Origin of the sequence: Paraburkholderia flagellata (assembly GCF_021390645.1) — a bacterium.
Classification (GTDB): Bacteria; Pseudomonadota; Gammaproteobacteria; order Burkholderiales; family Burkholderiaceae; genus Paraburkholderia; species Paraburkholderia flagellata.
The window spans coordinates 770629-797091 of record NZ_JAJEJT010000002.1; the positions used below are offsets into that span (position 1 = coordinate 770629).

Here is a 26463-nt window from a genome sequence, read left to right on the forward strand (position 1 = left end):
ACTCATGACTTCCTCACTTCATCTCTCCAACGTCTGCCTGGCCGATGGCCAGCGCGTTTCCGTCGCGCTCGCCAACGGTCGGATCGAGGCAATCGGTCCACACGTCGCCGCACAAGCGGGCGTGCCGGCCGTGGACGGCGGCGCGGCCTTGCTGTTGCCGGGTTTCGTCGAAGGCCACACGCACATCGACAAGAGCAACTGGGGCCGCCCGTGGTATCGCAACGAGGTTGGGCCGCTGCTCACCGATCGCATCGGCAACGAGCGCGAATGGCGCAAGACATCGGGCCACGATGCCGCTGCGCAGTCGCTCGCGCTGGCGCGCGCATTCGTGCAGGCCGGCACGACGCGCATGCGGACCCATGTCGACATCGACACCGACGCGCGATTGCGTTATCTCGAAGGCGTGCTCGCCACGCGGCAGACCCTGCGCGATGTGCTGGACATGCAGATCGTCGCGTTTCCGCAGTCGGGCATGCTGATCCGGCCGGGTACGGTCGAACTGCTCGACAGCGCACTTGCGGCCGGCGCCGACGTGCTCGGCGCGCTCGACCCGGCGCTGATCGACGGCGATCCCGTGGCTTCGCTGAACGCCACGTTCGAACTGGCGGAGCGTCATCGCAAGCCGATCGACATTCATCTTCATGAGCCCGGCGAGATTGGGGCGTTCACGCTGAAACTGCTGCTCGATCGCGTGCAGGCGCTCAGCATGCAAGGGCAGGTTGTCGTGAGCCACGCATTTTGTCTGGGCGCGTTGCCGGACCGCGAACGCGACGCTTTGATCGACCGTATCGCGCAACTGCGCGTGGCGTTGCTCACGAGCGCGCCGCCCTCCCGGCCGGTTCCACCGCTCAAGCTCTGCCGCGAGAAGGGCGTTCCGGTGTTTGGCGGCAACGACGGCATTCGCGACACGTGGTCGCCGTATGGCGTGCCCGACATGCTCGAGCGCGCCATGTTGATCGGCCTGCGCTATGACTTGCGGCGCGACGACGATATTGCAATCGCGTTTGACTGCGTGAGCGATGCCGCCGCGCGTGGCTGCGGTTTCTCCGACTATGGCCTGCACGTGGGCGCGCGCGCGGACCTCGTAGTCGTGGAGGCGGAAAGCGTCGCGCATGCCGTTGTCGCGCGGCCAAAGCGCAAGCTCGTCGTCGCGAACGGGCGCATCGTCGTGCGCGACGGTGAGTTGACCATATGAATGACCGGCAGGACGTTCAGGACGTCGACGTGCTGATCGAGCACGGTTGCGTGATCACGCTCGACGCCACGCGCCGCGTGATCGACGATGGCGCCGTAGCCGTGAAGGGCGAGCGCATCGTCGAGGTTGGCGAGACGCATGCGCTTGCGCAGCGGTATCGTGCGGCGCGCCGGATCGACGCGCGCCGCAAGGCCGTGCTGCCGGGGCTGATCGATGCGCATGCCCATGCGGGGCATGCCATGCTCAGGACGCTCGGCGGCGCGAACGGCGAGGCGTGGACGGCGGCGTGCGAGGCGATCTATACATGCGCATCCGACGAAGCGTTCTGGGAGCTGGAGTCGCATCTCGCCGCGCTGGAGCGCCTCAAGGCGGGTGTGACGACAGGCGTGTCGCTGCTTGGCGGCGGCGACTCGATCATGCGCGTGGACGACCCTGTCTATGCGCGGCGTCATTGCGACGCCGTAGTCAGGACAGGCACGCGTTCGATTGTGGCCGTGGGTCCGTCGCGTCCGCCCGAACCACGGGCATACACTCGCCACAGTGCGAGCGGCAGCGAAACGCGCAACGTCGATTTCGCCCAAATGCACGACGTCTGCAAAGCCATCATCGACGACTGTCACGGCGATGCCGGCGGCCGTATCGAGATCGCCCTGGCGCTGCCGGTCTATGCACCGGAACACGACCCGGCGGCTGCGGCCTACGAACGCGACTATCGGCGCGAGGCTGCGCGATACGCTGCGTTGGCCGGCGAACGCGGCTTACGGTTGACGCAGGACGGGCATCGCGCAGGCACGCTGGATTTCGCGCATCGTGAGTTGGGACTACTGAGCAAAAAATCTTTCATGTCGCATGCCATCGATCTTCGCCCCGCGGACATCGAGGCGTGCGTCGCGACGGGGGCTTCGATCGTTCACAACCCGAGCGCGATCATGTCGATCATCGGCCGTTGCCCCGTGCCGGAACTCATCGATGCGGGCGTCACGGTGGCAATCGGCTCGGACGGCGCGGCTCCCGACCGGGGCTACGACATGTTCCGCCATATGTGGCAGTGCATGCATTACCATCGCCGTCACTTTCGGGACCCGGATGTGCTGCCGCACGGCAAGGTGCTCGAGATGGTCACGATCGACGCAGCCAGGGCACTGTCGATTGACGACGAACTCGGCTCGCTTGAAGCGGGCAAGCTCGCCGACATCATCCTTGTCGACCTGTTCAAGCCGCATATGATGCCGATGCATATGCCTGTCTATCGCGTCACATGCTTCGCCAATGCGGGCGACGTCTGCATGACGATGGTGGGCGGCAAGATTCTGATGGAGGATTATCGCGTGCGCTCAGTCGTTGAGAGCGACATCCTCGAACGTGCACACGAAGCAGCGGAGCAGGCGTTGGAGCGGGCGGGTCTGCGTCATCTGCTGGACGCGCCGCCCACGCTGTGGGGCCGTAGCCATTACTGAGCGTGCGCTGCGTCGCTCCAGAATTGCCCGCGCCTGACGATGGCTCGATCGGCGGGCGCAGCGGCAACGGCGGCTGCGGCGTTCGGCGCATTCACGACGACGAACGTCGCCTCGTTGCCGACTTCGAGGCCATACCCGCTTTTACCCACGACGGCCGCCGCAGAGTGCGTCGCCATGTCGAGTGCGACGTGCAATTCCTCGTCGGTATAAAAGCCCGAACGATAACCCACCAGCATCGCGCGCTGCAGCATGTCGCCGTTGCCATAAGGCCACCAGGCGTCCTGGATATTGTCGTTGCCGGTGAACACGCGCACACCGGCCGCGCGCAGCTGGAGTACAGGCGGAAACGCCCGGTCGCCTGGCGCATTCGTCATGATCGACACACCGGCATCGGCGAGCGCCGTGGCGACGCCGTCAACTACGCCTCGCGCGACATCGCCCAACGCATAGGCGTGACTCACCGCGACGCGACCCTGCATGCCCAATGCCTTCGTGCGCGCGGCAATGCGATGCAGTTGGTCGATGCCCAGTTGATCCGGCTCGTGTAGATGGATATCGATTTTCACGCCGCGTTTTTCCGCAATGCCGAACACGATGTCGAGCTGGCGCTGCGCATCGCCATCCAGCGCGGTGGGATCGATGCCGCCCACGACCTGCGCGCCTTCGCGGGCCGCTGCGTCCAGCAGTTCCGCCGTGCCGGGGCACGACACGACGCCCGCTTGCGGAAACGCGACGAGTTCGATATCCACGATGCCGCGCCACTTTTCGCGCGCTTGCATGACGGCATGCAGATGGGTCAGCCCCGTCGTCGCGTCGACATCCACGTGGCAGCGCATCGCAATCGTGCCGAACGACGCTGCCTGGCGGATCAGCGCATCGGCGCGCTCGGCGATGGGGCGCGCATCGGCTAGCGCCTGTTTCTCGATCGCGAGGCGTTCGTGCAGGCTCGCTGCGGGGCGATGAGGGTGCCAGCGGTCGCCCACGAAGCTTTTATCGAGGTGAATGTGTCCGTCGACGAATCCTGGGAGTACCAGGTGTCCATGCAAATCGATGACTTCGGCTGCGCCGATCTCGGGACGCTCAGCGCCGACGGCGACGATGATTCCGTCGCTCACTGCGAGGTTGAATGGGTTGCCGTTCGCATCAACGGCATGGGTGAACAGGCGCTCGATCATTGTTACGGCTCGGTGGCGATTGAGCACTCCACATTATCGATGCGACGATCTATTTACAAATTAAATATTGGAATTGACGGTATTTAATTATTGAATGGATGAGCAAAAAAAAGCGCCCGCGAGGGGCGCTTAAACGCAAACACCGGAGAAGCGGCGTATCACGACTGCTTGCCGCGCTTTTCCACCGGCGTGAAATCGAAGCTGGCGAAACTGCCGCCCTGATAGCGCTGCGCCGTGGCGTCGAGCGGGTTCTTCTGCGCCAGAATTTCAGCGGCCCAATCTTCCGAATTCTGCTTCGGCTCGTAGCCCAGGCGCTTCGCGTCGTCGTGCGCGCCTTCCTGAATCCAGTAGCTGCGCGTGTTGTTCGACACGCCCCACACCACGGCAAAGCCGATCTCATCCACGTTGATCACACGATCGACGAGATGGAACAGGTCCTCGTGGCCGAACCAGGTGCTCAATTGACGGAACTCGGTGGGCTTCGGCAGGCAGCTTCCAATGCGCACGTTCACCGTTTCGATGCCGTGCTTGTCCCAGTACAGGCGCGCGAGCGATTCGCCCCATGCCTTGGAAAGACCATAGAAACCGTCCGGGCGAAACGCGCAGTCGAGCGTGAGCTTCTCTTCCACGGGGTACATGCCGATCGCGTGATTCGAGCTTGCGAACAGAATACGTTTCGTGCCGTGGCGGCGCATGCCTTCATAGACTTCGACGAGGCCGCGCAGGTTGTTTTCGATGATCTCGGGCAGCGGGCGCTCGACGCTCGTGCCGGCCATGTGGATCAGCACGTCCACGCCGTCGAGCAGGCGGTCGACCACGGCGGGGTCGCGCAGGTCGCCGTGCATCACGTCTTCGCCCGCGACGAGCGGTTCAAGCGGCTTCGAGCCGGCCGCGGAACGCAGGTTCACGCCGCGTTCGAGCAGGCCCTTGCGCAACACGGTGCCGAGCTGGCCGGCCGCGCCGGTCAATGCAACTTTCTTCACTGTGATTGTCCTCACGTAGAAATGCCGAAAGCCGGCACCCTCGCGGGCGCCGGCCGGTAATGATGTCGATCAAGCCTTCACTTTATGCGAGGACTGGAGCGCGGGGTTGAGCGCGTTGTCCTTCTGCTCGTTCGAGATCAGTCGCCATGCGACGCAGGCGCCGATGATGTCGAACAGCATGAGGCACACGAACAACGGGTTATAGCCGATCGTGCTGGCCACTGCGCCGACGATGAGCGAGAACACCGTCGCGCCGAGGTAGCCGAACATGCCCGAGAGACCCGTGGCCGTGGCGACTTCGTGCTGGCCGAACACGTCCGAAGCCAGCGTGAACAGCGCGCCCGAAATCGTCTGGTGTGCGAACGTGCCGACGCAGAAGAGGGCGATAGCGGCGTAGGGGCTCGCAACGAGGCCCACGCAGGCGGGGCCGACCATCAGCAGCGCGCCTGTCGTGATGACGAGCTTGCGCGAGGTGATGAGCGAGCAGCCGAACCAGCGGATGAAGAGCGGCGCGAGGTAGCCGCCCACCAGGCAGCCGAGGTCGGCGGCGAGGAACGGCATCCACGCGAACAGCGCGATTTCCTTCAGGTTCATGTGGCGCACGGTGACCATGTACAGCGGAATCCACGCGCCGAAGGTCTGCCATGCCGGTTCAGCGAGCATGCGCGGAATGCCGATGCCCCAGAAGCGGCGCGTCTTGAGCACTTCCTTGAACGAGGCGCGGCGCCCGGCCGTCGACTTCTGCGCTTCGGTCTGGCCTTCGCGGATGTACTCGGCTTCTTCCGTCGACAGGCGCGGGTGCTCGGCGGGCATCTTGAAGAACACGAGCCACAGCGCCACCCAGATCAGCGCGCCGCCGCCGGTCACCACGAACGCGAACTGCCAGTTGAACTTGAGAATGCACCACACGACGAGCGGCGGAGCGAGCATCGCGCCAATCGATGTGCCGGTGTTGAGCCAGCCGGTCGCGACCGAGCGCTCCTTGGCCGGGAACCATGCGCTGATGGCCTTCATGCCGGCCGGGAAGATCGCAGCTTCGGTCATGCCGAGCATGCCGCGGAAGGCCGCGAGCGCGGGCCAGCTGCCGGCGAGCCCGTGCAGCATGTTGGCGATGGCCCAGCCGAACGCGAAGATAGCGAAGCCGATCTTGATGCCCACGGAGTCGAGCACGAAACCGGCGACAGGCTGCGCGAGGGCATAGCAGGCCTGGAAGGCCGTGACCACGTACGAGTACTGCTGCGTGGTCATGTGAAGCGTTTCAGTCAGCGTGGGTGCGGCCACCGCAAGCGAGCTGCGCGCGAGGTAGTTGAAGATGGTGCCGATCATGATGAGGCCGATGATCCACCACCGCACCCCTTTGATTGTCTTGCGTTGCACTGCTCGTCTCCTGCTGTTGGCGGGCTCTGGCATGAAGCGGTGCCGGAAGGTGAGCCCGAATGGCTGTGTTTCTGTGCGTGGCGCCCGGTGCTGGCCTGGGTAGCCTTGTCAGCCCTTGGTAGCCCTCAGTCGCTTTAGGTAGCCGCGTTGCTGGTCTCCCGCTGGCCGGGATGAAGGGCTGTGCAGATGCACATCGGGCCCTTCATGTAAGACATCATTCTATTTGGAGCAAAGTTGTAAAGCAAATATTGATGTGCTGGGGATTTCCCTAGTGCGAACTCGGGGTCGGACGCCCGGAGCGGCTTGTGGTCACGGGTTTCTTGACCTGGATCCTGTTGTGTCCCGCAGCGCCTGCCAAATCTTACGATGTATTCCACTCGAGTCTGATGGCTGGTCGTCATACATCCTGGCGCGGCCCGCAGCGCAACGGCGGGTTGACAATTTTCGTGTTGTATTACAACAATGCGACCCATCCGCTCGACAGTTTTTCGAGCCGCCGCCTGCGCCACGCGCACCACGACACACGACAACGGACGAGACACGATGAATTCCCCCGCCATCCCCGTGAGCGATGCCGCGCTCGAACAACTTCGCCACGTTTCCAACGCCACGCTCACCACGCAGCTCTTCAAGCGCGGCCTGCGCAATGTCTTCCTGCAGGGCGTGAAGCCGCTCGCCGCGCCGGCGGCAGGCGCGCCGAATCTGGTCGGCCCGGCCTTCACGATGCGCAACATTCCGGCGCGTGAGGACCTCGACCAGTTGAGCGCGTTCCAGAACCCCGAGCATCCGCAGCGCAAGGGCGTCGAGACCGTGCCCGCGGGCGCGGTGCTCGTGCAGGACTGCCGCGGCGTGACCGACGCCGCCTCGATGGGCTCGATCCTCGCCACGCGCATGAAAGTGCGCGGCGTGGCGGGCATGGTTTCGGACGGCCCCGTGCGCGACAGCGCGACCATCGCGGCGCTCGGCATTCCGGTGTTCTGCGCGGGCGCCTCGGCGCCGCTCAATCTCTGCAAGCACCACACGGTTGACCTGAACGTGCCGATCGGCTGCGGCGGCGTGGCCGTGTTTCCGGGCGACATCATCGTCGGCGACGCGGACGGCGTGGTCGTGATTCCGCGCCATCTGGCCGAGGAAGTCGCGCGCGACGCAACGGAGCAGGAAACGCTCGAGCGCTTCATCACAGAGCGCATCGAGGCGGGCGCGGCGCTGCCGGGCACCTATCCGCCGAACGAGGCCACGCTTGCCGCCTACGAAGCCTGGAAGAAGGAGCAGCGTTGAGCACGCAGCATGAAGCGACGCTAGCTGCGGTGTCGACATCGCGGGTGCGTCCGCTCGAGGCGCACGATGCGCGCCGCTCGTCGGTAGGCGAGTGCCCCGTATGGCGCGCTGCGGAAAGCGCGCTTTACTGGGTCGATATTCCCGCACAAACGATCGTGCGCTACGCAGTCGATACGGCGCGCCGCACCGAGTGGGCGCTGCCGGAGCGCATTGGCTGCTTCGCGTTTGCCAGCGATGGTGGCGTGCTCGCGGCGCTGGAGACGGGACTTTTCGCCGTGACGCTGCACGAACCTGCCGCGAACGCGCGGGCGGGCGAGGTGAGCGTGCGGCCGCTCGCGAACGTGGTGCACGAGGCCGCGCGCATGCGTTTCAACGACGGCCGCTGCGATCGCCAGGGCCGCTTCTGGTCCGGCACGATGGTGCAGGACGTGGCGGAGCCGAACCCGGCGGGCAAGCTCTATCGCTATACGGCGCAAGAGGGCTTGTCGGCGCCCGTGATCGAAGGCTTGTGCACGCAGAACGGCCTCGCATGGTCGCCGGATGGCCGCACGATGTATCTCTCCGATTCGCATGCGTCGAGCCGCCTGATCTGGGCCTTCGACTATGACATCGACGACGGCGTGCCCACGAATCGCCGCGTGTTCGCCGATCTGCATGACTACACGGGGCGCCCCGACGGCGCGGCCGTGGACGCCGACGGCTGCTACTGGATCTGCGCGAACGACGCCGGCCAGTTGCTGCGCTTCACGCCCGAAGGCCGGCTCGAGCGCAGCATCGCCGTGCCGGTTGCGAAGCCTTCGATGTGCGCGTTCGGCGGTGCGAATTTTGACGTGCTCTATGTCACGACGATCTGCCCGCCGCAATCTGGCGAGTTGGACGGCCTGGTGTTTGCCATCGACGCCGGTGTGCGCGGATTGCCTGAGCCTGAGTTCGCGGGTTCGCTGCGCGCGACGCCCTGACCATTGCCCACTACCACACGATATGCCGCAGTTTCAGAACCAGGACGTCATCGAACTCGCGCACGGCGCGTCGCGGTTGCTGGTCGCGCCGCAGGCCGGCGGGCGTCTGCTTTCGTGGACGATCGGCGGCGCGCCCATCATCCATTGGCCCGAGTCGCCGGACTGGAGCAAACCGGGGCTGATCCGCGGCGGCAATCCGCTGCTGTTTCCGTTCATCGCGCGGCAGTGGGTGGATGGCCGCGTGGGCCGGTGGCGCGACGCACAGGGCGTCGTGCGGGAGATCCCGCTGCACGGCTTCGCGCGTGATCTGCCGTTCGTGGCGCAGATCGAGCCGCAAGGCGACGGCGTGCGCATGTCGCTCAGCGACAGTGCGTCAACGCGCGAGATGTACCCGTTTAACTTCCGCTTCGAGGCGGCCTACCGCCTTGCCGACGCAACGACGCTCGACGTGGAGCTGACCACGTCGAACACGGGCGATGCGCGCATGCCGTATTACGCGGGCCATCACTTCTATTTCGCGCTGCCGCACGCCGAGCGCGGCGAGACGTCGATCACGCTGCCGCGCAACGTCCATCGCCGTCAGTTGCCGGATGGCATGACGACCGAGGCTGCGCCGGGCGAGACGCACTATCGCTTCGACGAGACGCAGATCATCGACCGCTTTCATTGCCTCGACGGCGAGCCGGATGTGCCCGTGCGCATCGAAATGCCGTCGCAACGGCGCGCGATCGAAATCGATCTGCGCCGGCCCGGTTCGGCGTCGTGGTATGCGGTCACGACCTGGACGCTCGCGCCCGATTCGGACTTCTACTGCGTCGAGCCGTGGCTCGGCCTGCCCGACGCGATTCATACCGGGCTCGGTCTGCGCTGGCTGGAACCGGGGGAGACGCAAAAAGCGGAGCTGCGCATCCGCGTGGGCGCACTGCGCCAGGGCGAGCGAGCGCAAAAGTGCAAGCAGCCGTAAATTGGCCGCAAAGTGGTAAAGCGGGCCTGGGCGGGCCCGAGCGGCCTGAAACAGGCGCAAAACGGGGCTGGCCGGGGACGCATGGACGCTATCGGCCCGCCATATGACTTACAATTGACGACACTCCTGACAACCCAAAGTGCACCGTCCGATCATGTCTGAGCAGAAAGCGCCGAATATGCCGGCGCGGATTTACAGCGACATCCTCACTCGCATCATCGAGGGCGAGTACAAGGAAGGGGAGCGCCTGCCGACCGAGCACATGCTCGCGGAGCGCTTCGCGACTTCACGCCCCACGGTGCGCGAGGCGCTCGCCCAACTGCGCGCGGACGGTATCATCGCCACGCGCCACGGTTCGGGCACGACGGTCATGCGGCGCCCCGATCCGGACGTGCGCCGCTTCGCGCCGCTCGAAACGCTGTCGGACATTCGCCGCTGCTACGAATACCGCGTGGTGGTCGAATCCGGAGCGGCCTCGCTCGCCGCGCAAAAAGCGGAAGACGAAGACATCGCCGCGATCCGGCGCGAGTGGGACAACCTGCAGACCATCATCGAGACCTCGGGCATCGGCGCGAAAGACGACTTCGCGTTCCATATGGCCGTAGCGCGCGCCTCGAAGAACCAGTTCTTCATCACGGCGCTCTCGGGCATCCAGGAACAGATGGTGTTCAGCATGAACCTGTCGCGCAACCTCTCGCTCGTGAAGTCGATCGAGCGGCAGCGCCTCGTGCAGCAGGAACACCTCGAAGTGCTCGAAGCGATCCAGGCGCGCGACGCCGAACGCGCATCGACGGCCATGCGCGCGCACCTCGAGCGCGCGGTGAACCGGATGTTCGGCTCCTGAGCATTCTGGCTTGCTCGTAAGGGCGGCGCGCGTGCCGCCTTTGCGCAGTCGCTGGCTTCCCCTCGCGCGCCTTCTATCGCTACCGGCGAACCCGTCACCGAACGGCTTGAACCAGACGTTTCATATCGTCCCCGGCGTGGGACACGACGGTGCGCATGCTCACGTCGAGCTTCGCACTGGCGACGTTGTTCGATACGGGAAACTGCGGCCGTTGACGGCTCGCGCCTTGTCGCAAAAGACCGAAAAAGCAAACGGGCGTGAATCTCGCATTGCACGAGATTCACGCCCGTCTTCAATCCAACTGGCGGCGGGTTGCCCCGCCAGTGGAAAGCGAAGCCTAACGCTTACGCAGACTGCTTGGTGGCGCGCGCCGATGCTTGCGCGACGGCCTTCGTTGCGGCCTTGCCGGCGGCGTCGAAGTTGCTTTCCGCGAATTCCACAGCCTGCTTCGCAGCCTTGTTCACCGACGAGTACGCGCTGTTGGTGGCGGTCAGCGCCGACTTGATCGCGGCGACAGCGGCTTCCGAGCCGGCCGGCGCGTTCTTCGCGGCGTTGTCCACGAACGTTTCGAGCGCGCGCTGCTGCGTTTCGAACTGCGACTGGGCGGCGGTAGCGAATTCAGCTTGCGTGGCCGAGACGATGCCGTAGACGCTGCGGCCGTAGGCCAGCACCTTTTCAGCGGCGGGCTGGGCGAAACCGGCTTGCACGGCGAAGAAGCCTTGCGGGTCCTTGGCCGAGAACGCGCGGTGAGCTTGTTCCTGGCCTTCGGCGAACGCCGAGCGAGCCGTTTCGATGTTGAGTTCGGCGAGCTTGATCGCGCCTTCGAATGCCTTGCTCGTCAGGCCGAAGAGGGCTTCGAGACCGGCTTTCTGGTTGGCGGCGAATTGTTCGGGGGTCGGCAGGTTCATGTCTCTTTCCTTTGGATTGACGCTACGCGTCGGTTTCGGTTACGAAAATGCGAAAACTTTCGGTTCGATCACCGGTTCGCGCAGACAGGGTTTTGTGCGTTGCAGCAATCGACTTCATAGTAACCCATCCATAAATCGTGTCAAGAAGTTTTTGTGCGTCGCAACAATTATGTAAACGCCTGATTTCTGGTGGAAATTTCCAACAGGATGGCGGGCGTCCAGATGGGCTGCGGAATGCATGAACCGCTTGAGCGCAGCGCTTCGCGTCTGCGGGCAAAATGGCCTTTCCCTCGGGGGCGCGCGGGCGGCGAAGGGTGGCCCGCACGCTGCCCGGGTTGGTCCCCAATCTGGCGATGGCGGCCCCGGCCGCGGCTCGAATGCGCTGAAGCAGGCGAACGGGCGCGGTGCGTGTAGCCGCCATTCGCGAATCCATCAGGAGAGCGGTAATGGGTGCATCGAACGACAAGTCTCTTGGCCATTCCACGACGAGCACGGGCGCGCCGGCTGTCAGCGACCGTAACTCGCTCACGATCGGCCCCGACGGCCCGATCGTGCTGCACGACGTGCATTTCCTCGAGCAGATGGCGCATTTCAACCGCGAGAAGGTGCCCGAGCGCCAGCCGCACGCGAAGGGCGCAGGCGCATTCGGCGAATTCAAGACCACCGAGGATGTGTCGCGCTATACGAAAGCGGCGCTGTTCCAGAAGGGCGCGGCCACGGAAATGCTGGCCCGCTTTTCGACCGTCGCGGGAGAGATGGGCAGCCCCGACACCTGGCGTGACGTGCGCGGCTTCTCGCTGAAGTTCTACACGACCGAAGGCAACTACGATCTCGTCGGCAACAACACGCCGATTTTCTTCGTGCGCGACCCGATGAAGTTCCCGCACTTCATCCGCAGCCAGAAGCGTCTGCCCGACTCGGGCCTGCGCGATGCCGAGATGCAATGGGACTTCTGGACCAACAATCCCGAATCGGCGCACCAGGTCTCCTACTTGATGGGCGAGCGCGGCCTGCCGAAAACGTGGCGCCACATGAACGGCTACGGCTCGCACACCTATATGTGGGTGAATGCGAAGGGCGAGAAGTTCTGGGTCAAGTACCACTTCCACACGAACCAGGGCATGCAGTTCTTCACCAACGCCGAAGCCGCGGCAATGGCGGGCGAAGACGCCGACTTCCACCGCCGCGATCTGTTCGATGCGATCAAGCGCGGCGAATTTCCGGCGTGGACGCTCTCCGTGCAGGTCATGCCGTATGCGGAGGCGAAGAAGTACCGCTTCAATCCGTTCGATCTCACGAAGACGTGGTCGCACAAGGACTATCCGCTCATCAAGGTCGGCACGATGACGCTCAACCGCAACCCGGAGAACTTCTTCGCGCAGATCGAGCAGGCCGCGTTCTCGCCGGGCAACACGGTGCCGGGCATCGGGCTCTCGCCGGACAAGATGCTGCTCGGTCGCGCGTTCGCCTATAACGACGCGCAGCGTGCGCGTATCGGCACGAACTTCAACCAGCTGCCGGTGAATCGTCCGAAGGTGCCGGTGCAAACCTATATGTTCGACGGCAACATGGCCTACGAACATAGCGGCAACGCGCCGACCTATGTGCCGAACAGCTTCGGCCGCCCGTGGGCGGATACGACGGGCGCCGCGGACGACGGCTGGGAAGCCGACGGCGACCTGGTGCGCAGTGCCTACTCGCTGCATGCGGAAGACGACGATTTCGGCCAGGCGCACGATCTTGTGCGCAACGTCTACAACGACAAGCAGCGCGAGGCGCTGGTCCAGCAGGTGGTGGCGAGCCTGAATGGCGTGGGCAGCCCCGTGCGCGAACGCGTGTTCGACTACTGGAAGAAGATCGACGCCGAAGTGGGCGGGCAGATCGAAAAGCAGGCGGGCAGCGCGAAGTAAGCCGCTCAAGCCGCGAACGCGGCGCCGCCGCGCAAGAACCGGAACGGTCTTCACGACCCGTTCCGGTTTTTCTTTTGCGCCACGCCATTTCAGGGGCGCCACATGACGGCCGACCGCCGCCAAACTGGCAGAACCGCCATCTAGCGGATTCTGCAGCGTCAGGGACGAGGGGGCATAATGCGCGGGTCGCTGTGTGGGCAGCATCGCGCAACCCCGCCGGCGTGCGACGCGCGGCGGGAATAAATTGGCCGCGCCTTGCGTTATCCCTACTGATCCGCAACTGCCAGGCCCACGTGAAAACTTCCCTTTCCGCCGAAACCACCTTTGCCGATGCCGCCGCCGGCGCGCAGAAGTACACGGGTGTTGCCGTGCTATTGCACTGGTTGATCGCGCTACTGATCCTCACGAACGTCGCGCTCGGTCTGACCGCCGCGCTGCTGCCCGACGGCACGCTTTCGGACACGGCCATCCGCTTCGTGATCGACACGCACAAGTCGATCGGCATTACCGTGCTCGGGCTCGCGCTCCTGCGCGTGCTGTGGCGTCTCACCCATCGCCCGCCGCCGCTGCCCGCCGAATTCCCGGGCTGGGAACGTGCGTCGGCCCACGCCGCGCACGTCGCGCTCTACGTGCTGATCTTCGCGATGCCGCTCTCGGGCTGGCTGCACGACTCCGCCTGGGTCGCCGCCGCCTCGCATCCCATGTATCTCTTCGGCCTCGTGCAATGGCCGCGCATCGGCTTCATCATGAATCTCGATCCGGCCACGAAGGAACAGTTGCACAACCAGTTCGGCGCGCTGCACACGGCGTGCAGCTATGCGCTTTATGGCGTACTCGCGCTGCATGTTGCGGGCGCACTCAAGCATCAATGGATCGATCGTCATTCGGTGCTGCGCCGGATGATGCCGTGAGCAACACGTAAGGGTTCGACTTGAAAAATACGCTTGAAGAGGCGCTCGCCCGCACGTCGCCGCGCCTCGTGCCGCCTCCCACGCCGTTTGCGAGCATCGCGATTCATCTGGGTGTCATGGCGCTCTGGTTCGTGCTGTTCGCGCGCGCGTTCTTCCTGCAAGGCGTGGTCGCATGGTCCACTGGCATTGCCTATGTCGTCTACGACACGGTGTTGCTGCTGTTCGTCGCGTGGAAGGCGCGCGTGCTGCTTGCGCCTGCGGCAACGCCCGCCGCCGCAGGCGAGGCGAAGCTGCCGACGCTCGGCGTGATCGTCGCCGCGCACAACGAAGCAGCCGTGCTGCCGATCACGCTCGACGCGCTGTTCGCGCAAACCCGCGCCCCGCAGCAGATCGTGATTGCCGACGACGGCTCGACCGACGGTACGGCTGCGTTGCTCGCGCAGCGCTATGGCCTGGCCGATCCAGGCGTTGGGCAGATGAGCGCGCCTTCGGCGCAGTATCCGAATCTGCGCTGGCTGAAGCTCGCGCACGGCGGCAAGGCGCGCGCGCTCAACGCGGCGCTGCTTGCGATCGCAACGGAAACGGTCATGACCGTGGACGCCGATACGCTGCTCGAACCCGACGCATGCGCGGCGATGGCGAGCGCATTTGGTCGCGAGCCGGTACTTGTCGCGGCGGCGGGCCTGCTCACGCCGGTTTGCGACCATACGCTCAGCGGCCGCTTTTTCCAGTGGTTCCAGACCTACGAGTACATCCGCAATTTCATCTCGCGCTTCGCGTGGATGCGCGCCGACAGCCTGTTGCTCATCTCGGGCGCGTTTGCCTGCTTTCGCCGCGATGCCGTGATGGCCGTGGGCGGCTTCGATGCGGATTGCCTCGTGGAGGACTACGAACTGATTCACCGGTTGCGCCGTTATTCGGCACGTAACGCGCTGGGCTGGGACGTGCGCGTGCTCGGCACGGCCCGCGCGCGTACCGACGCGCCCGGTACGCTCACGACCTTCCTGCGTCAGCGCCGCCGCTGGTTCGCGGGCTTCTTGCAGACGCAGTACTGGTATCGCGACATGACCGGCAATCGCCAGTATGGAAAGCTCGGTCTCATGATGTTGCCCGTGAAGGCGTTCGACACCGTGCAGCCCATTTATGGCCTGACGGCGTTCGCGCTGTTGATCGGCTTTTTGTTCGATGGCCGCTTTACGATCGTGCTGCCGGTGCTCGGCGTGATCGTCGGCAAGATCGCGATCGACCTCGCGTTTCATTTGTACTCCGTACATCTTTACCGGCGCTGGAGCGGCGACCGCACGCACTCGAGCTTCGGCATGGCGTTCCTTGCCGCTGTCTTCGAGCCGTTCTCGTTCCAGTTGATGCGCCACAGTGGCGCTGCGCTCGGCTGGCTGCATTTCCTGCTCGGGCGGCGCAAGTGGGGCGTGCAAAACCGCACGGGCCTCGCGGCGGCGCGCAGCCGCGAGAGCGCAGCGTCCCAATGATCTGATATCCGCGGCATTCGACTTGCTCCCACGCTCACAGGGCCGCGCCGGGCGCGCGGCACCGGCCTTTAATCCGGTCAGGGAGAAGTCAAATGCATCGATCCAGCGTCCTCGTTGTTCTATTGCCGTTCGCGCTTGCAGGCTGCCTGTGATTCAGCAGCAGCGATCCGAACCCACCTCCACCGCGAACCGTTGTTGTGCCGCAGCAGCCGGAAGCTGACGTGCCGCCACCGCCGCCACCCCCGCCGTGCGCGGCTTGTGTTGCGCCTTGCTGAATGATTCACTGGCTTGCGGCGGCGTTGGGCATCGCGCCGTCCGGCGCTTTCGTGTCCAGCGCGTGCCGCACTTCCCGCATCAGGCTGCCCGCAAAGAGTACGTCCGGTACGGCTAGACCCGCAGAGCGCACCGCGCGCGCGGTCCACGTGTTGCACGTATGAAGGGCGTCGTAAGTCCCCGACGCCGCGAAATAGACGCTGCCCACATAGGGACCGTCGGCGAGGCGTCGCGGCGCGCCTGCCGCATCCGTTTCCAGCGACGCGCGCACATAGCGCTGGACGCTGGCAAGTCCGGCGTCGTCCACGGGCACTTCCACGACGTTCTGCGCGCCGAAGGCGACTTCCGGCGGCGCGCGCAGCACGGTCATCAGCACGGTGGCCTCGTTCGGCATGAGCGCACCGACCATCGTCAGCGGATCGTGGCGACCTTCCACTACGTACTGCCGCTCTCCGAAGCCGAAGCACAGGACCATGGCGTTGTCGAAGCCGCGCGCGAGTGCGCTGACCCAGGCATCGACGTCGTGCGCACGCAGGCAGATGTCGGTGTGCCAGTCGCGCTGCACGACGGCAACGTAGGTGCGCGTTGGACCATCGGCCACAGGTTCGATCGCGGCGGGCAAGGGGCCGTCCACGTTCGCGCATGCGCCGAGCACGAGCACGATCGCGCCAAGCGCTTGCCAGGCAGCCATTTTCGTAGGACGCTCGTTCATGCAGGTCGCTTCGGTCATTGGAACCTGGGCCCATTTAGTTGCTTGTCGTTTCTGCATATACCGTGCCGCGAGAGCGCGGTGCACCACCTTGAAGCGCAGATGCGACGCCAAATTGACATGCTCCGTTTCGATACTGCCGATCATGCCCTTGCTGCACCAATCGAGCGCATGAAACAACGCCCGATCGCGATGGCATACGCCTTGCTTTTTAGCTTGTACCGCAGCGCGCGACGCCTATCGCCTCAATCATGAGACGAAACGCGGCGGCGACGCTGACGCAGTTGCACTCACGCGCGAGAACGAACCGATGCAAGTCCATGACGAAATGCGCGACGAGGGCGCGGTGCGCCCGCACTACGAACGCTTCCAGCAATGGCTGGAGAGGCAGACTGGCGAGACGATGGCGCGCAAGCGCGCCGAGGCGGACCTGTTGTTCAGGCGGGTCGGCATCACGTTCGCGGTGAATGGCGACCTCTCCGGCACCGAACGTCTGATTCCTTTCGACCTCATTCCACGCATCATTCCTGCAGACGAATGGGCTCTGCTCGAGCGCGGACTGCGCCAGCGCGTGCAAGCGCTCAACCTGTTCCTGCACGACGTCTATCACGAGCGCAACATCGTGCGCGCAGGCGTGATTCCGCCCGAGCAGGTCTACACCAATGCACAGTACCGTCCGGAGATGCAGGGCATCGACTTGCCGCTGGGCGTGTATGCGCATATCGCGGGCATCGACATCGTGCGCGATGGGCGCGACGGTGCGTTCTACGTGCTCGAAGACAATCTGCGCGTGCCATCGGGCGTCTCGTACATGCTCGAAAACCGCAAGATGATGATGCGGCTTTTTCCCGAGTTGTTCGTCCAGCACAAGGTGGCGCCGGTTGCGCACTATCCCGACCTGCTGCTCGATACGCTGCGCTCGGTGGCGCCCGAAGGCGTGGACGATCCGACCGTGGTGCTGCTCACGCCCGGCATGTACAACTCCGCGTATTTCGAGCATACGTTCCTCGCGCAGCAGATGGGCGTCGAGCTGGTGGAGGGCAAGGATCTCTTCGTAGAGGATAACTACGTATTCATGCGCACGACGCAGGGGCCGCGCCGCGTGGATGTGATCTATCGGCGTGTGGACGACGATTTTCTCGATCCCCTGGCGTTTCGCCCTGACTCCGCGCTCGGCGTGCCGGGGCTGCTCACGGCGTATCGCGCGGGCCGCGTCGTCCTCGCGAATGCAATGGGCACGGGCGTGGCCGATGACAAATCGATCTATCCGTATGTGCCCGACATGATCGAGTTCTATCTCGGCGAAAAGCCGATCCTGAAGAACGTGCCGACGTGGCAATGCCGCCGGCCTGACGATCTCGCCTGGACGCTCGAGCACCTGCCAGACCTCGTCGTGAAGGAGGTGCACGGCGCAGGCGGCTACGGCATGCTCGTCGGACCCGCTTCCACGCGCGAGGAAATCGAGGCGTTTCGCGCGCGGCTGCTGGCGCGGCCGGGCAATTACATCGCGCAGCCCACGCTGTCGCTATCCGCGTGCCCGACATTCGTCGAGGCGGGCATCGCGCCGCGCCATATCGATCTGCGGCCTTTCGTGCTCTCCGGCAAGACGATCCAGATGGCGGCTGGCGGCCTCACGCGCGTGGCGCTCAAGGAAGGCTCGCTCGTCGTCAACTCGTCGCAGGGTGGCGGGACCAAGGACACATGGGTGCTCGAATGATTTCAATTGCCATGATGCACGTACAAAAAGAGGTTCGATCATGCTGAGCCGCACCGCCGATCATCTGTTCTGGATGGCCCGCTATATGGAGCGCGCGGAGAATACCGCGCGCATGCTCGACATCAACCTGAAGGCGCTCCTGCTGCCCGGCAGCGCGGACGCAGAGGCGCGCACGCATCGCGCGATGCTGCGCATCTCCGAACTCGAGCCCGCCTTCGATGCCCGTCACGAGGAAACGACCAGCAGCAATGTGCTCAAATTTCTCGTTGCGGACCCAACGAATCCGTCGAGCATTTACTCGTGCCTGCAGGCGACCCGCGAGAATGCGCGCGCCGTGCGCGGCACGCTCACCACGGAATGGTGGGAAACGATCAACGACACGTGGCTGCAATTCGTCGAGCTGTTGCGCGGGAGTGAGTTGGAGGCCCGTCCCGATGCGCTGTTCGAGTGGGTGAAGTTCCGCTCGCATCTCTCGCGCGGCGTGCGTCTCGGTACGGCGTTGCAGGACGACGCGCTGTTCTTCACGCAACTCGGCACGTTCCTCGAACGCGCGGACAACACGGCGCGGATTCTCGATGTGCGTTTCGTCGACGTGGAGAACGCCGACTCGCGCTCGGCCGCGCGTCAACTCGAGGACTTCTATTACTGGACCTCGATTCTCAGCTCGGTTTCCGCGCTCGAAATCTATCGCAAAGTTTACCGCGACGTGGTGACGCCTGCACGCGTGGTGGAGCTACTCATACTCAACCAGCAAATGCCGCGTTCGCTGCTGGCATCGCTGGACGGCGTCTGCACGAATCTCGCGATGCTGCGCACCGAGACCTCGCGCGAAGTCGAGCGCACTGCTGGCAAGCTGCGCGCCGAACTGCTTTACGCGGACCTGCGGCAGATCTTCTCGATGGGCGTGCATACGTTTCTCACGCAATTTCTTGCGCGCGTGTATGAGCTGGGCAATCAGGTTGCTCGCACGTATTTGATGTTGCCGGTTGGTTAGCGCGATTGCGCGCTCATCGATATCCCGAACGTCTCGATGGAGGATTCACCTCATGCAGCTCGCGATCCGGCACGACACGGTGTACCGCTACGAAGCGCCCGTACTTTATTCGATCCAGCAATTGCGGCTCTCGCCGCTCACCACGCCCACGCAGGTCGTCACGCAGTGGCACGTCGACGCGCCGGGCAAGCTCGACACGTCCCGCGACGCCTACGGCAACGCGCTGATGACGCTGGTGCTCACGCGACCTCACAGGGAAATTCGCGTGCGCGTGCGCGGCGAAGTCGAGACCGTGGCGCTGCCCGACGGCCGGCTGCCCGAAGGCGAGGGCATGGTGCCGATGCACCATTTCACGTCGCCCACGCGCCTCACCGAGGCCGATGCGGCACTCACCGAATTCGCTTTCAGCCTGCCGCCGCTGGACGACACAGCAGCCATTCTCCACGCGGCTTCGCGCATCACGGAGCGCGTGCGCTATGAATCCGGTGTCACGGATGTGACGCACACTGCGGCGGACGCACTGGCGCTAGGCCGTGGCGTGTGCCAGGATCACGCGCATGTGATGCTGGCGGTGTGCCGCGCGCGCGGCGTGCCGGCGCGCTACGTGAGCGGCTATATCGACCCCGGTGACGTGCCCGAGATGGCGAGCCACGCGTGGGTCGACGTGTGGCTCGATAACGGCTGGGTGACGGTGGACGTCACACACGCGTGCTTCGCCAGCGAAAAATATTGCCGGATCGCGGTGGGGCGCGACTACGACGCAGCCGCGCCGGTGCGCGGCCGTCGCGTGGGCGGGGCCGGAGAAACGCTCGATGTCAGCGTGCACGTGAGCGCGCAGCAGTCGCAGCAATAGTTTTCCCGCTATAACAAGAACAGCGGCGAAGAGACGGACGGGCAAGGAGGCGCATGACGTACTGTGTGGCAATGGCAGTGGAAGAGGGGCTCGTGTTTCTTTCGGACACGCGCACGAACGCGGGTGTCGATCACATCAGCACGTCGCGCAAGATGGCTGTGTTCGAAGAACCCGGCGAGCGCGTGCTCGTGCTGCTCGTCGCGGGCAACCTGGCGATTACGCAGGCTACGCTCCAGGTCTTGACCGAGCCGCAGGAAGCGGGGCACGCCACGCTCTGGAGCGCGCCAACCATGGTCGAGGCCGCGCGCGTGGTGGGCGAAGCCGTGCGCGAAGTGCATCGGCGCGACGCGCAAGCGCTCAAGACCTTCAACGTCGAGTTCAACTGCAGTTTCATCCTCGGCGGCCAGATCGGCGGCCATCCCATGCGGCTTTTCCAGATTTACGCGGCAGGCAATTTCATCGAGACATCGAGCGTCAATCCGTATTTCCAGATCGGCGAGTCGAAGTACGGCAAGCCGATCATCGACCGCGTGCTGACGCCGTACACGCCGCTCGACGAGGCCGCGAAATGCGCGCTCATCTCCATGGACTCGACGCTGCGCTCGAATCTCTCGGTCGGCCTGCCGCTCGACCTGCTCGTGTACGAGCGCGACGCGCTGCGTGTAACTCGATACGCGTCGCTCGACCAGTCGAATACGTATTTCCAGATGATTCATTCGACGTGGGGCGAGCGGCTGCGTCAGGTGTTCGGCGAGATTCCCGATCCGCTCTGGACCGACGCAGGCGATGTGCCGCGCCACGAGCGCACGACGCTGCCGAGCGCGCCGCGTGCCGCGCATGACGGGCGCGCGAGCGAACCGCGGCCCGCGCAAACGCTCGCGCAAGCCCAGCCGCATGGCGCTTCGACCGCGCCGCGCATGCCGCGCGACGGCTAAAAGGGCGGCTTGCGCGTCGCGCTCGCGAAAACTTCCTTTTTGCGTCGCCAACTGCGGAACCGGTATCCTCCTGCGTAAGACTCGTGGTACGCCGCGCGTAATGCGCGTCCCTTCCACTCGCCCCTACGGGCATGGGACCGGAGTAAGCGCTTTGGATGGGCCCGGAGTAGGTGCTAAAGCACCAACTCCGGCCGACAGCTAAAGCACTAACTCCGGTCGACAAGGAGGCAGGCTGATGAAGCAGAACGACGACCCAAAGAACGGGCGCCCTGAAGACCCTTCCCTTCCCACCGGCCCGGACGACCCCGCGCGCCGCCGTGTGCTCGGCGGCCTGGCGGCGGTTGGCGTGGGCCTCGCGCTCGGCGGCTGCGAGACGCCGGCGCAAAGCGCGGCGGGCACGGCGCGCAGCGCCGCCGACGCGCGTGTCGATGCCGCACTGCGCGACCAGGTGCGCCAGATCGTCGTGATCTACGCGGAGAATCGCAGCTTCGTCAATCTGTACGGCAACTTTCCCGGCGTGCAAACGCCACTCGCGAGTGTGAGCGCCGAGCGCTACGCGCAGCTCGATCGCGACGGCAAGACGCCGCTGCCGAAGTTGCCGAAGATCTGGGGCGGCCTCGTGCCCCAGGCGCAGGAACTCGATGGCAAGCGCTACATGATTGCGGAGCATCAGATCACGGGTCTCTCGAACCGCCCGTTTCTTATCGTCGATGCGCATGGCAATCCGTTGCCGAACGGCATCATCACGCGCGATCTGATCCATCGCTTCTATCAGAACCAGATGCAGATCAACGCGGGGCGCAACGACCAGTTCGCTGCGTGGGGCGATTCGGGCGGCCTCGTCATGGGCTATTACGAGAATTCCGCGCAGACGCTGCGGCTCTGGAATATCGCGCAGCAGTACACGCTCTGCGATAACTTTTTCATGGCCGCGTTTGGCGGCTCATGGCTCAACCACATCTTCCTGATCTCGGCGCAGGTGCCGCAATACGCCGATATCCAGACGAGCGCCGCAAAGCATCTCGCCTCGGTTGTGGAAGGGGACGATCCCACCGGCACGCGCCTGAAGGTCGCGGCGAACTCGCCGGTCTCGGCGCTCGACGGCCCGCCGAAGTTCGTGAACGACGGCCTCTTCACGCCCGATGGCTACGTCGTCAATACAATGGCGCCGCCGTATCAGCCGAGTAATGTGCGAGCGTCGGTAGACGGCAACCCGGCGCTCGCCGATCCGTCCAATCCGCGTGTGCTGCGCCCGCAGACCTACGCGACGATCGGCGACCGGCTTTCGGCTAAGGGCGTCGATTGGGCGTGGTACAGCGGGGCCTGGCAGTTCGCGCTGGACCATCAGGACACTGGCGCGGTGCCCGACTTCCAGTATCACCATCAGCCGTTCAACTACTTTGCCAGCTTCGCGCCGGGCACGGCCGCGCGCTCGCGTCACCTGCGCGATGCGGGTCTCGGCGACGACCCGTCGACCAACCGCCTGCTCGCGGACATCGACGCAGGGCGGTTGCCTCCTGTCACGTTCTACAAGCCGCAGGGCAACCTGAACATGCACGCCGGCTATGCGGACGTCGAATCGGGCGACCGTCACGTCGCGACCGTGATCGAGCACATCCAGCGTGGCCCGCAATGGGCGAACACGATGATCGTGGTGACACACGACGAGAACGGCGGCTGGTGGGATCCGGTCGCGCCGCCCGTGGGCGACCGCTGGGGCCCGGGCTCGCGCATTCCGGCGCTCGTGATCGCGCCGTTCGCGAAGAAGGGCTATGTCGATCACACGTTCTACGACACGGTTTCGATCCTGCGCTTCATCAGCCGCGTGCATGGGCTCGCGCCGCTCGATGGCGTGGCCGCGCGCGATCAGACGTTTCTGTCGCGCGATCAGACGCCGCCTGGCGATCTCACGGCGGCGCTCGATCTGGCCTGAGTGCTGTGCGCATCGATGGGGAGAGGGCGGTGGCCGTCGCGAAACGTTTGCGCCGCCGTCCCCGGTTGCCCGTCGGAAGCGCAAATTGATGCAAGCGCGACACAAGCGACGAACTCCCCATCCGATCAATGAGTTGGCGCGCTCGTAAGGCGGTTATCAACAGGTTTGTCACCAAAAACTGTGGACAACTTTGTTGCGCAAAAAATATGCATTTTCTGTGTCGTTTGCGAGCTTCCTGTTTTCAATCAGTGACTTGGTGTGGATGTCCAGAAGTTGTCCACAGGGCTGTGAACAAAATCTGTGGAAAAGACCCAGCGCGTTTTTCCGTGATGCGCCGCCGCTGCAACAATCGGTGACTCTCGGGACAACCTGAGTCGCATCAAGCACTTGGCGCAGTCGTCCCGGGGTTACGCACAAGGCTGCCAACAGAATCTGTGGATAGCGCACCCAGATGTTGATCGTTGCCGAATCAACCTTGCACAGTGCAGGAGTTCGGCCCGATAATCGCCGTCGATATGGCCGTCGCGTGACCGCGCTTGCACGGCCAACTTTCTTCTCGCCACTCCCCGCCGCGCCGTGCTCAAAAACTCGCGCTTTGCCGGTCTTCTGCGTATTCCTGGTTTCCTGCCACTCGCTGGCGCTACCCTGATGCTGGGTGTGGCGATGTCCTTCACCGCGCCTTATCTCTCGCTATTCGGCGTCGAGCGCGCCGGCATGACGCCGTTCCGGCTCGGCGTGTTCATGACCGCCATCGCCACGAGCGGCGTCATCGCTAGCACCGCCGCGGGCCGCTGGAGCGACGCCACCGGCAAGCACCGAACCCTGCTGCTCGTCTCGCTGTGCGCCGCCACGCTCGGTTATCTCTGCCTGTGCGTCGTGCGCGATTACCGGCTTCTGCTCCTCGTGGGCATTGCGTTCATCGGCGCGGGCGGTTGCGCGCTCTCGCTCGTGTTCTCGTTCAGCCGCGCGGCGCTGCCCGCAAGCGATGACGCCGAGCGGACCTTCGCGAGCGCGACGCTGCGCACGATTCTCTCCGCGGCGTGGGTGTTCGGGCCCGCGGTTGGCGCGCTCGTGCTCGCCGCCACGAACTTCTACGGGCTCTTCCTGTTTGCAGCGGCCAGCTTCGCTGCGTGCGGCACGATCGTCTGGCGCATGCGCGAGCCGCGTCACGACGAACACGCCACGCAGCATTTGATGGCGCGTCCCACTTCAAGCGAAGTAGCTCAGGAAATGAGCGCTGAAAGCGCTGCCGAGTACGAGGGCCAGCCGCTGACGCAGGCCGAAGTGCAGCCGGGTGCGCCACGCGACCCCGCAACGCTTGCGGCAGCGGCGGGAACGGCAAAAGCAAAGGCCAGGGCGGCGCGCCCGCCTGCGCCTGCCGCGGAGGGCTCGCAGAAAGACATCATGCGCGCGATCGTTGCGCTCACACTCATCGGCCTCGCGGCCAATGCGACGATGATCGTGCTGCCGCTCTACATCGTGCATGGCCTGCAGGGCACGCGCATCGACGTGTCGATTATGCTCGGCCTCGGCGCGCTCATGGAGATACCGATGATGCTCGCGCTCGGCGCGCGCGCCTCGGTGCTGAACAAGCCATGGTGGCTGGCCGCGTGCGCCGTGGTGCATGCCGTGTACTTCGTCGCGATGTCGCTGGCGCCCGGCGTGCACGCGTTGATTCCGATGCAGATTCTCAACGCCTTCGTGGTCGCCGTCACGTCGTGCCTCGGGATGACCTTCGTGCAGGATCTGATGCCCTCGTCGCCGGGGCGGGCGACGGCGCTCTTCTTCAATGCGTCGCGGCTCGGCTCGATTCTTTCGGGCGTGCTTTCGGGCATGCTCGTGCAGGCGTTCGGTTATCGCGGCACGTTTCTTTTTTGCAGCCTGCTCGCGCTGTGTGCGCTCGTGTTGTTCGCCGTGCCCGGCGAGCAGTATCCGAAAATGGCGCGCACTGTGCAGCGTTATCTGCGTGAGCGGTTGAGCAAGCGCGACTAGCGCCCGGCAATTTCAGCCGAAGGGCAGCGCAAGCACCACCCTTTCTCGACATTCACTACGCCGTTTCCACGTCCCGCCCGGCTAGCGCTTGCGTGGGCGTTGCAGCGTCGAAGTCTTCCGCATCGACGTCATACCCCGAAGGCTCCCAGCGAATCGAGAGGAGCGCCGCGAGTCCCGCGAGCGGCGCGACCGCGATGATCCAGAACACGCGCGTGCCGAGCGCGGCGGCGAGCACCGGGAACAGGAACAGCGAGACTGTGGAGCTTGCACGCATGAGCGTCTGGTTAAAGCCGACGCCCACGCCGCGCAGCGAGGTCGGGTAGCCGAGCGAGGCGAACGTCATGGTGTGCGAACCGGGGCCGATGCCTTGGCCAAACAGGAAAGCGGCGAGCAGGGCGACCGCGCTGACGACTTCGGGCGCCGTCGCTGGCTTGCCGACGATCGCGAGGCCGACGAGCGCCGCGAACTGGATCGCATAGCCCCAGACGGTAAGCTTCCACGCGCCGAAGCGCGGCACGATCCGCACGGAGATCAGCCCGCCCACGAAGGCGAAGCCGAGATTGAGCACGAGCGAGGCGAGGATCGTCGTGAGCATGGACTGCGCGAGGAAGCTCGAGATGATTACCGGCAGGCCGAACGCGACCGCGTTGTACGCGAACGAAGAGGCCACGCCGATCACCGTGGCGAGCACCGTGCGCCGCGTATAGACGCCACGCAGCAGCGCGCCGTAATTCTTCCACGACGCCACGCGCGCTGGCCTGGCGGCGGCGCTCGCGGCGGCTTCGGACGTGACCTGCGCGTCGATGCCGTAGGAGCGCTTGAGGATGCGCGCCGCGCCCGCGAGATCGCCTTGATTTGCGGCCCACACCGGCGACTCGCTGATATAGCGGCTGCGGATCGCGATGATGACGAGCGCCGGTACGGCGCCGAAGCCAAGCGTGAGGCGCCAGAGCAAGTGCGAGTGCGAGGCGGGCAAGCCTGCATAGAACGCGAGTACGAGCAGATACGACACGCTGATCGCCGCGTACCAGACGGGGCACCACATCGCCACACGCGCGGCCTTGTTGCCGCGGCCCTTGAGCCGCGAGAACTCGGCGAGAAAGGCCATCGCCACGGGCAAGTCGATACCGACGCCCAGCCCCATCACGAAACGCGCGCCGCCGAGCACCCAGGCGTTGGGTGCGAGTGCGCAGGCAATGGCGGCGACGACGAAGAAGAACATGTCGGCCATGAACACGCGATAGCGCCCGATGCGATCGGTGAGGAACCCGCCGAGAAACGCGCCGACGATGGCGCCGAACGTGATGGCCGACGCGACGAAGCCGGTGCCCGCGGGCGAGAGCGAGAATTCGCGCGCCACGTCCTTGAGGCCGAAGGCGAGGGCGCCGAGATCGTAGGCATCGAGGAACACACCGCCGAGCGCGATGGCCACGACGATGCGCGCGTTGCTGCCAGTGGCTGCCCCCGCGTTGACGAGCTGCGAGACGTCGGCCGCGCTGCGGATCACCGGGCGGCTGGAAGTGCTGAACGAAGAGGGGGAGGCTGAGGCGGACATGCGAGGCGACGCGAGCGGGCGCGCTAATAGCGGCAAAGCGCGTGATGCTAACCC

The 26463-nt window shown here is 64.9% G+C and carries 21 protein-coding genes; 15 read left to right on the forward strand and 6 right to left on the reverse strand.

Annotated features, from left to right (window positions below):
* Positions 1–4: 4 nt before the first annotated feature.
* Both L0U83_RS17890 and L0U83_RS17895 read left to right on the forward strand, forming a co-directional pair.
* Positions 5–1195: an amidohydrolase family protein gene (locus tag L0U83_RS17890; RefSeq protein WP_233885150.1), complete on the forward strand. Its 1191-nt coding sequence runs from the start codon at positions 5–7 to the stop codon at positions 1193–1195.
* Positions 1192–2652: an amidohydrolase family protein gene (locus L0U83_RS17895; RefSeq protein ID WP_233885152.1), complete on the forward strand. Its 1461-nt coding sequence runs from the start codon at positions 1192–1194 to the stop codon at positions 2650–2652. The genes L0U83_RS17890 and L0U83_RS17895 overlap by 4 nt, the downstream gene beginning before the upstream one ends.
* Here the strand turns inward: L0U83_RS17895 and L0U83_RS17900 are convergent.
* The 3 genes from L0U83_RS17900 to L0U83_RS17910 form a co-directional block, all read right to left on the reverse strand.
* Positions 2646–3827: an amidohydrolase family protein gene (locus tag L0U83_RS17900; RefSeq protein ID WP_233885156.1), complete on the reverse strand. Its 1182-nt coding sequence runs from the start codon at positions 3825–3827 to the stop codon at positions 2646–2648. The genes L0U83_RS17895 and L0U83_RS17900 overlap by 7 nt on opposite strands.
* Before the next feature lie 158 nt (positions 3828–3985).
* Positions 3986–4810, reverse strand: coding sequence for an NAD-dependent epimerase/dehydratase family protein (locus L0U83_RS17905; protein WP_233885158.1), 825 nt, complete (start codon positions 4808–4810; stop codon positions 3986–3988).
* 69 nt (positions 4811–4879) lie between these two features.
* The gene (locus L0U83_RS17910) at positions 4880–6136 is read right to left on the reverse strand and encodes an MFS transporter (RefSeq protein ID WP_233886551.1); all 1257 of its coding nucleotides are present in this window, start codon (positions 6134–6136) and stop codon (positions 4880–4882) included.
* Positions 6137–6730: 594 nt separating this feature from the next.
* Here L0U83_RS17910 and L0U83_RS17915 point away from each other — a divergent pair.
* From L0U83_RS17915 to L0U83_RS17930, 4 genes are all read left to right on the forward strand, one after another.
* Entirely contained in the window at positions 6731–7465 is a 735-nt protein-coding gene (locus tag L0U83_RS17915; protein ID WP_233885160.1) for a ribonuclease activity regulator RraA, read from the forward strand.
* The gene (locus L0U83_RS17920; RefSeq protein WP_267939379.1) at positions 7462–8424 is read left to right on the forward strand and encodes an SMP-30/gluconolactonase/LRE family protein; all 963 of its coding nucleotides are present in this window, start codon (positions 7462–7464) and stop codon (positions 8422–8424) included. The genes L0U83_RS17915 and L0U83_RS17920 overlap by 4 nt, the downstream gene beginning before the upstream one ends.
* A 22-nt stretch (positions 8425–8446) precedes the next feature.
* Positions 8447–9388, forward strand: coding sequence for an aldose epimerase family protein (locus L0U83_RS17925; RefSeq protein WP_233885162.1), 942 nt, complete (start codon positions 8447–8449; stop codon positions 9386–9388).
* A 154-nt stretch (positions 9389–9542) separates the two neighbouring features.
* Positions 9543–10232 (forward strand): FadR/GntR family transcriptional regulator, encoded by a 690-nt coding sequence (locus L0U83_RS17930; protein WP_233885165.1) that lies wholly within the window; start codon positions 9543–9545, stop codon positions 10230–10232.
* Positions 10233–10576: 344 nt separating this feature from the next.
* Here L0U83_RS17930 and phaP read toward each other — a convergent pair whose 3' ends face one another.
* Positions 10577–11140, reverse strand: coding sequence for a TIGR01841 family phasin (phaP, locus tag L0U83_RS17935; RefSeq protein WP_233885166.1), 564 nt, complete (start codon positions 11138–11140; stop codon positions 10577–10579).
* Between the two features lie 446 nt (positions 11141–11586).
* On the opposite strand from phaP, the gene L0U83_RS17940 reads away from it, so the two are divergent.
* The 3 genes from L0U83_RS17940 to L0U83_RS17950 all read left to right on the forward strand — a co-directional run bounded on the left by L0U83_RS17940 (position 11587) and on the right by L0U83_RS17950 (position 15448).
* Positions 11587–13050 carry a catalase gene (locus L0U83_RS17940; protein WP_233885167.1) on the forward strand — a complete coding sequence of 488 codons (1464 nt, stop codon included), beginning with the start codon at positions 11587–11589 and terminating at the stop codon, positions 13048–13050.
* A 293-nt stretch (positions 13051–13343) separates the two neighbouring features.
* Positions 13344–13961 carry a cytochrome b gene (locus L0U83_RS17945; protein WP_233885170.1) on the forward strand — a complete coding sequence of 206 codons (618 nt, stop codon included), beginning with the start codon at positions 13344–13346 and terminating at the stop codon, positions 13959–13961.
* Between the two features lie 20 nt (positions 13962–13981).
* A complete protein-coding gene (locus tag L0U83_RS17950; RefSeq protein ID WP_233885174.1) occupies positions 13982–15448 on the forward strand; it encodes a glycosyltransferase family 2 protein in 1467 nt (488 codons plus the stop codon).
* A 280-nt stretch (positions 15449–15728) separates the two neighbouring features.
* On the opposite strand, the gene L0U83_RS17955 is transcribed toward L0U83_RS17950, so the two are convergent.
* Positions 15729–16433, reverse strand: coding sequence for a DUF2459 domain-containing protein (locus L0U83_RS17955; protein ID WP_233885176.1), 705 nt, complete (start codon positions 16431–16433; stop codon positions 15729–15731).
* Between the two features lie 307 nt (positions 16434–16740).
* Here L0U83_RS17955 and L0U83_RS17960 point away from each other — a divergent pair, with 307 nt between their 5' ends.
* The 6 genes from L0U83_RS17960 (at position 16741) to L0U83_RS17985 (ending at position 24854) form a co-directional block, all read left to right on the forward strand.
* Positions 16741–18147, forward strand: coding sequence for a circularly permuted type 2 ATP-grasp protein (locus L0U83_RS17960; RefSeq protein WP_233885179.1), 1407 nt, complete (start codon positions 16741–16743; stop codon positions 18145–18147).
* Positions 18148–18187: 40 nt separating this feature from the next.
* Positions 18188–19141, forward strand: coding sequence for an alpha-E domain-containing protein (locus tag L0U83_RS17965; RefSeq protein ID WP_233885180.1), 954 nt, complete (start codon positions 18188–18190; stop codon positions 19139–19141).
* A gap of 52 nt (positions 19142–19193) precedes the next feature.
* Positions 19194–19994 carry a transglutaminase family protein gene (locus tag L0U83_RS17970; protein ID WP_233885181.1) on the forward strand — a complete coding sequence of 267 codons (801 nt, stop codon included), beginning with the start codon at positions 19194–19196 and terminating at the stop codon, positions 19992–19994.
* Between the two features lie 53 nt (positions 19995–20047).
* Positions 20048–20929: a proteasome-type protease gene (locus tag L0U83_RS17975; protein ID WP_233885182.1), complete on the forward strand. Its 882-nt coding sequence runs from the start codon at positions 20048–20050 to the stop codon at positions 20927–20929.
* Positions 20930–21164: 235 nt separating this feature from the next.
* On the forward strand, positions 21165–22862 hold the full coding sequence (locus tag L0U83_RS17980; RefSeq protein WP_233885184.1) for an acid phosphatase: 1698 nt from the start codon (positions 21165–21167) through the stop codon (positions 22860–22862).
* A 576-nt stretch (positions 22863–23438) separates the two neighbouring features.
* A complete protein-coding gene (locus tag L0U83_RS17985; protein WP_233885185.1) occupies positions 23439–24854 on the forward strand; it encodes a sugar efflux transporter in 1416 nt (471 codons plus the stop codon).
* 55 nt (positions 24855–24909) lie between these two features.
* Here L0U83_RS17985 and L0U83_RS17990 read toward each other — a convergent pair whose 3' ends face one another.
* On the reverse strand, positions 24910–26409 hold the full coding sequence (locus tag L0U83_RS17990; protein WP_233885187.1) for an MFS transporter: 1500 nt from the start codon (positions 26407–26409) through the stop codon (positions 24910–24912).
* Positions 26410–26463 lie beyond the last annotated feature (54 nt).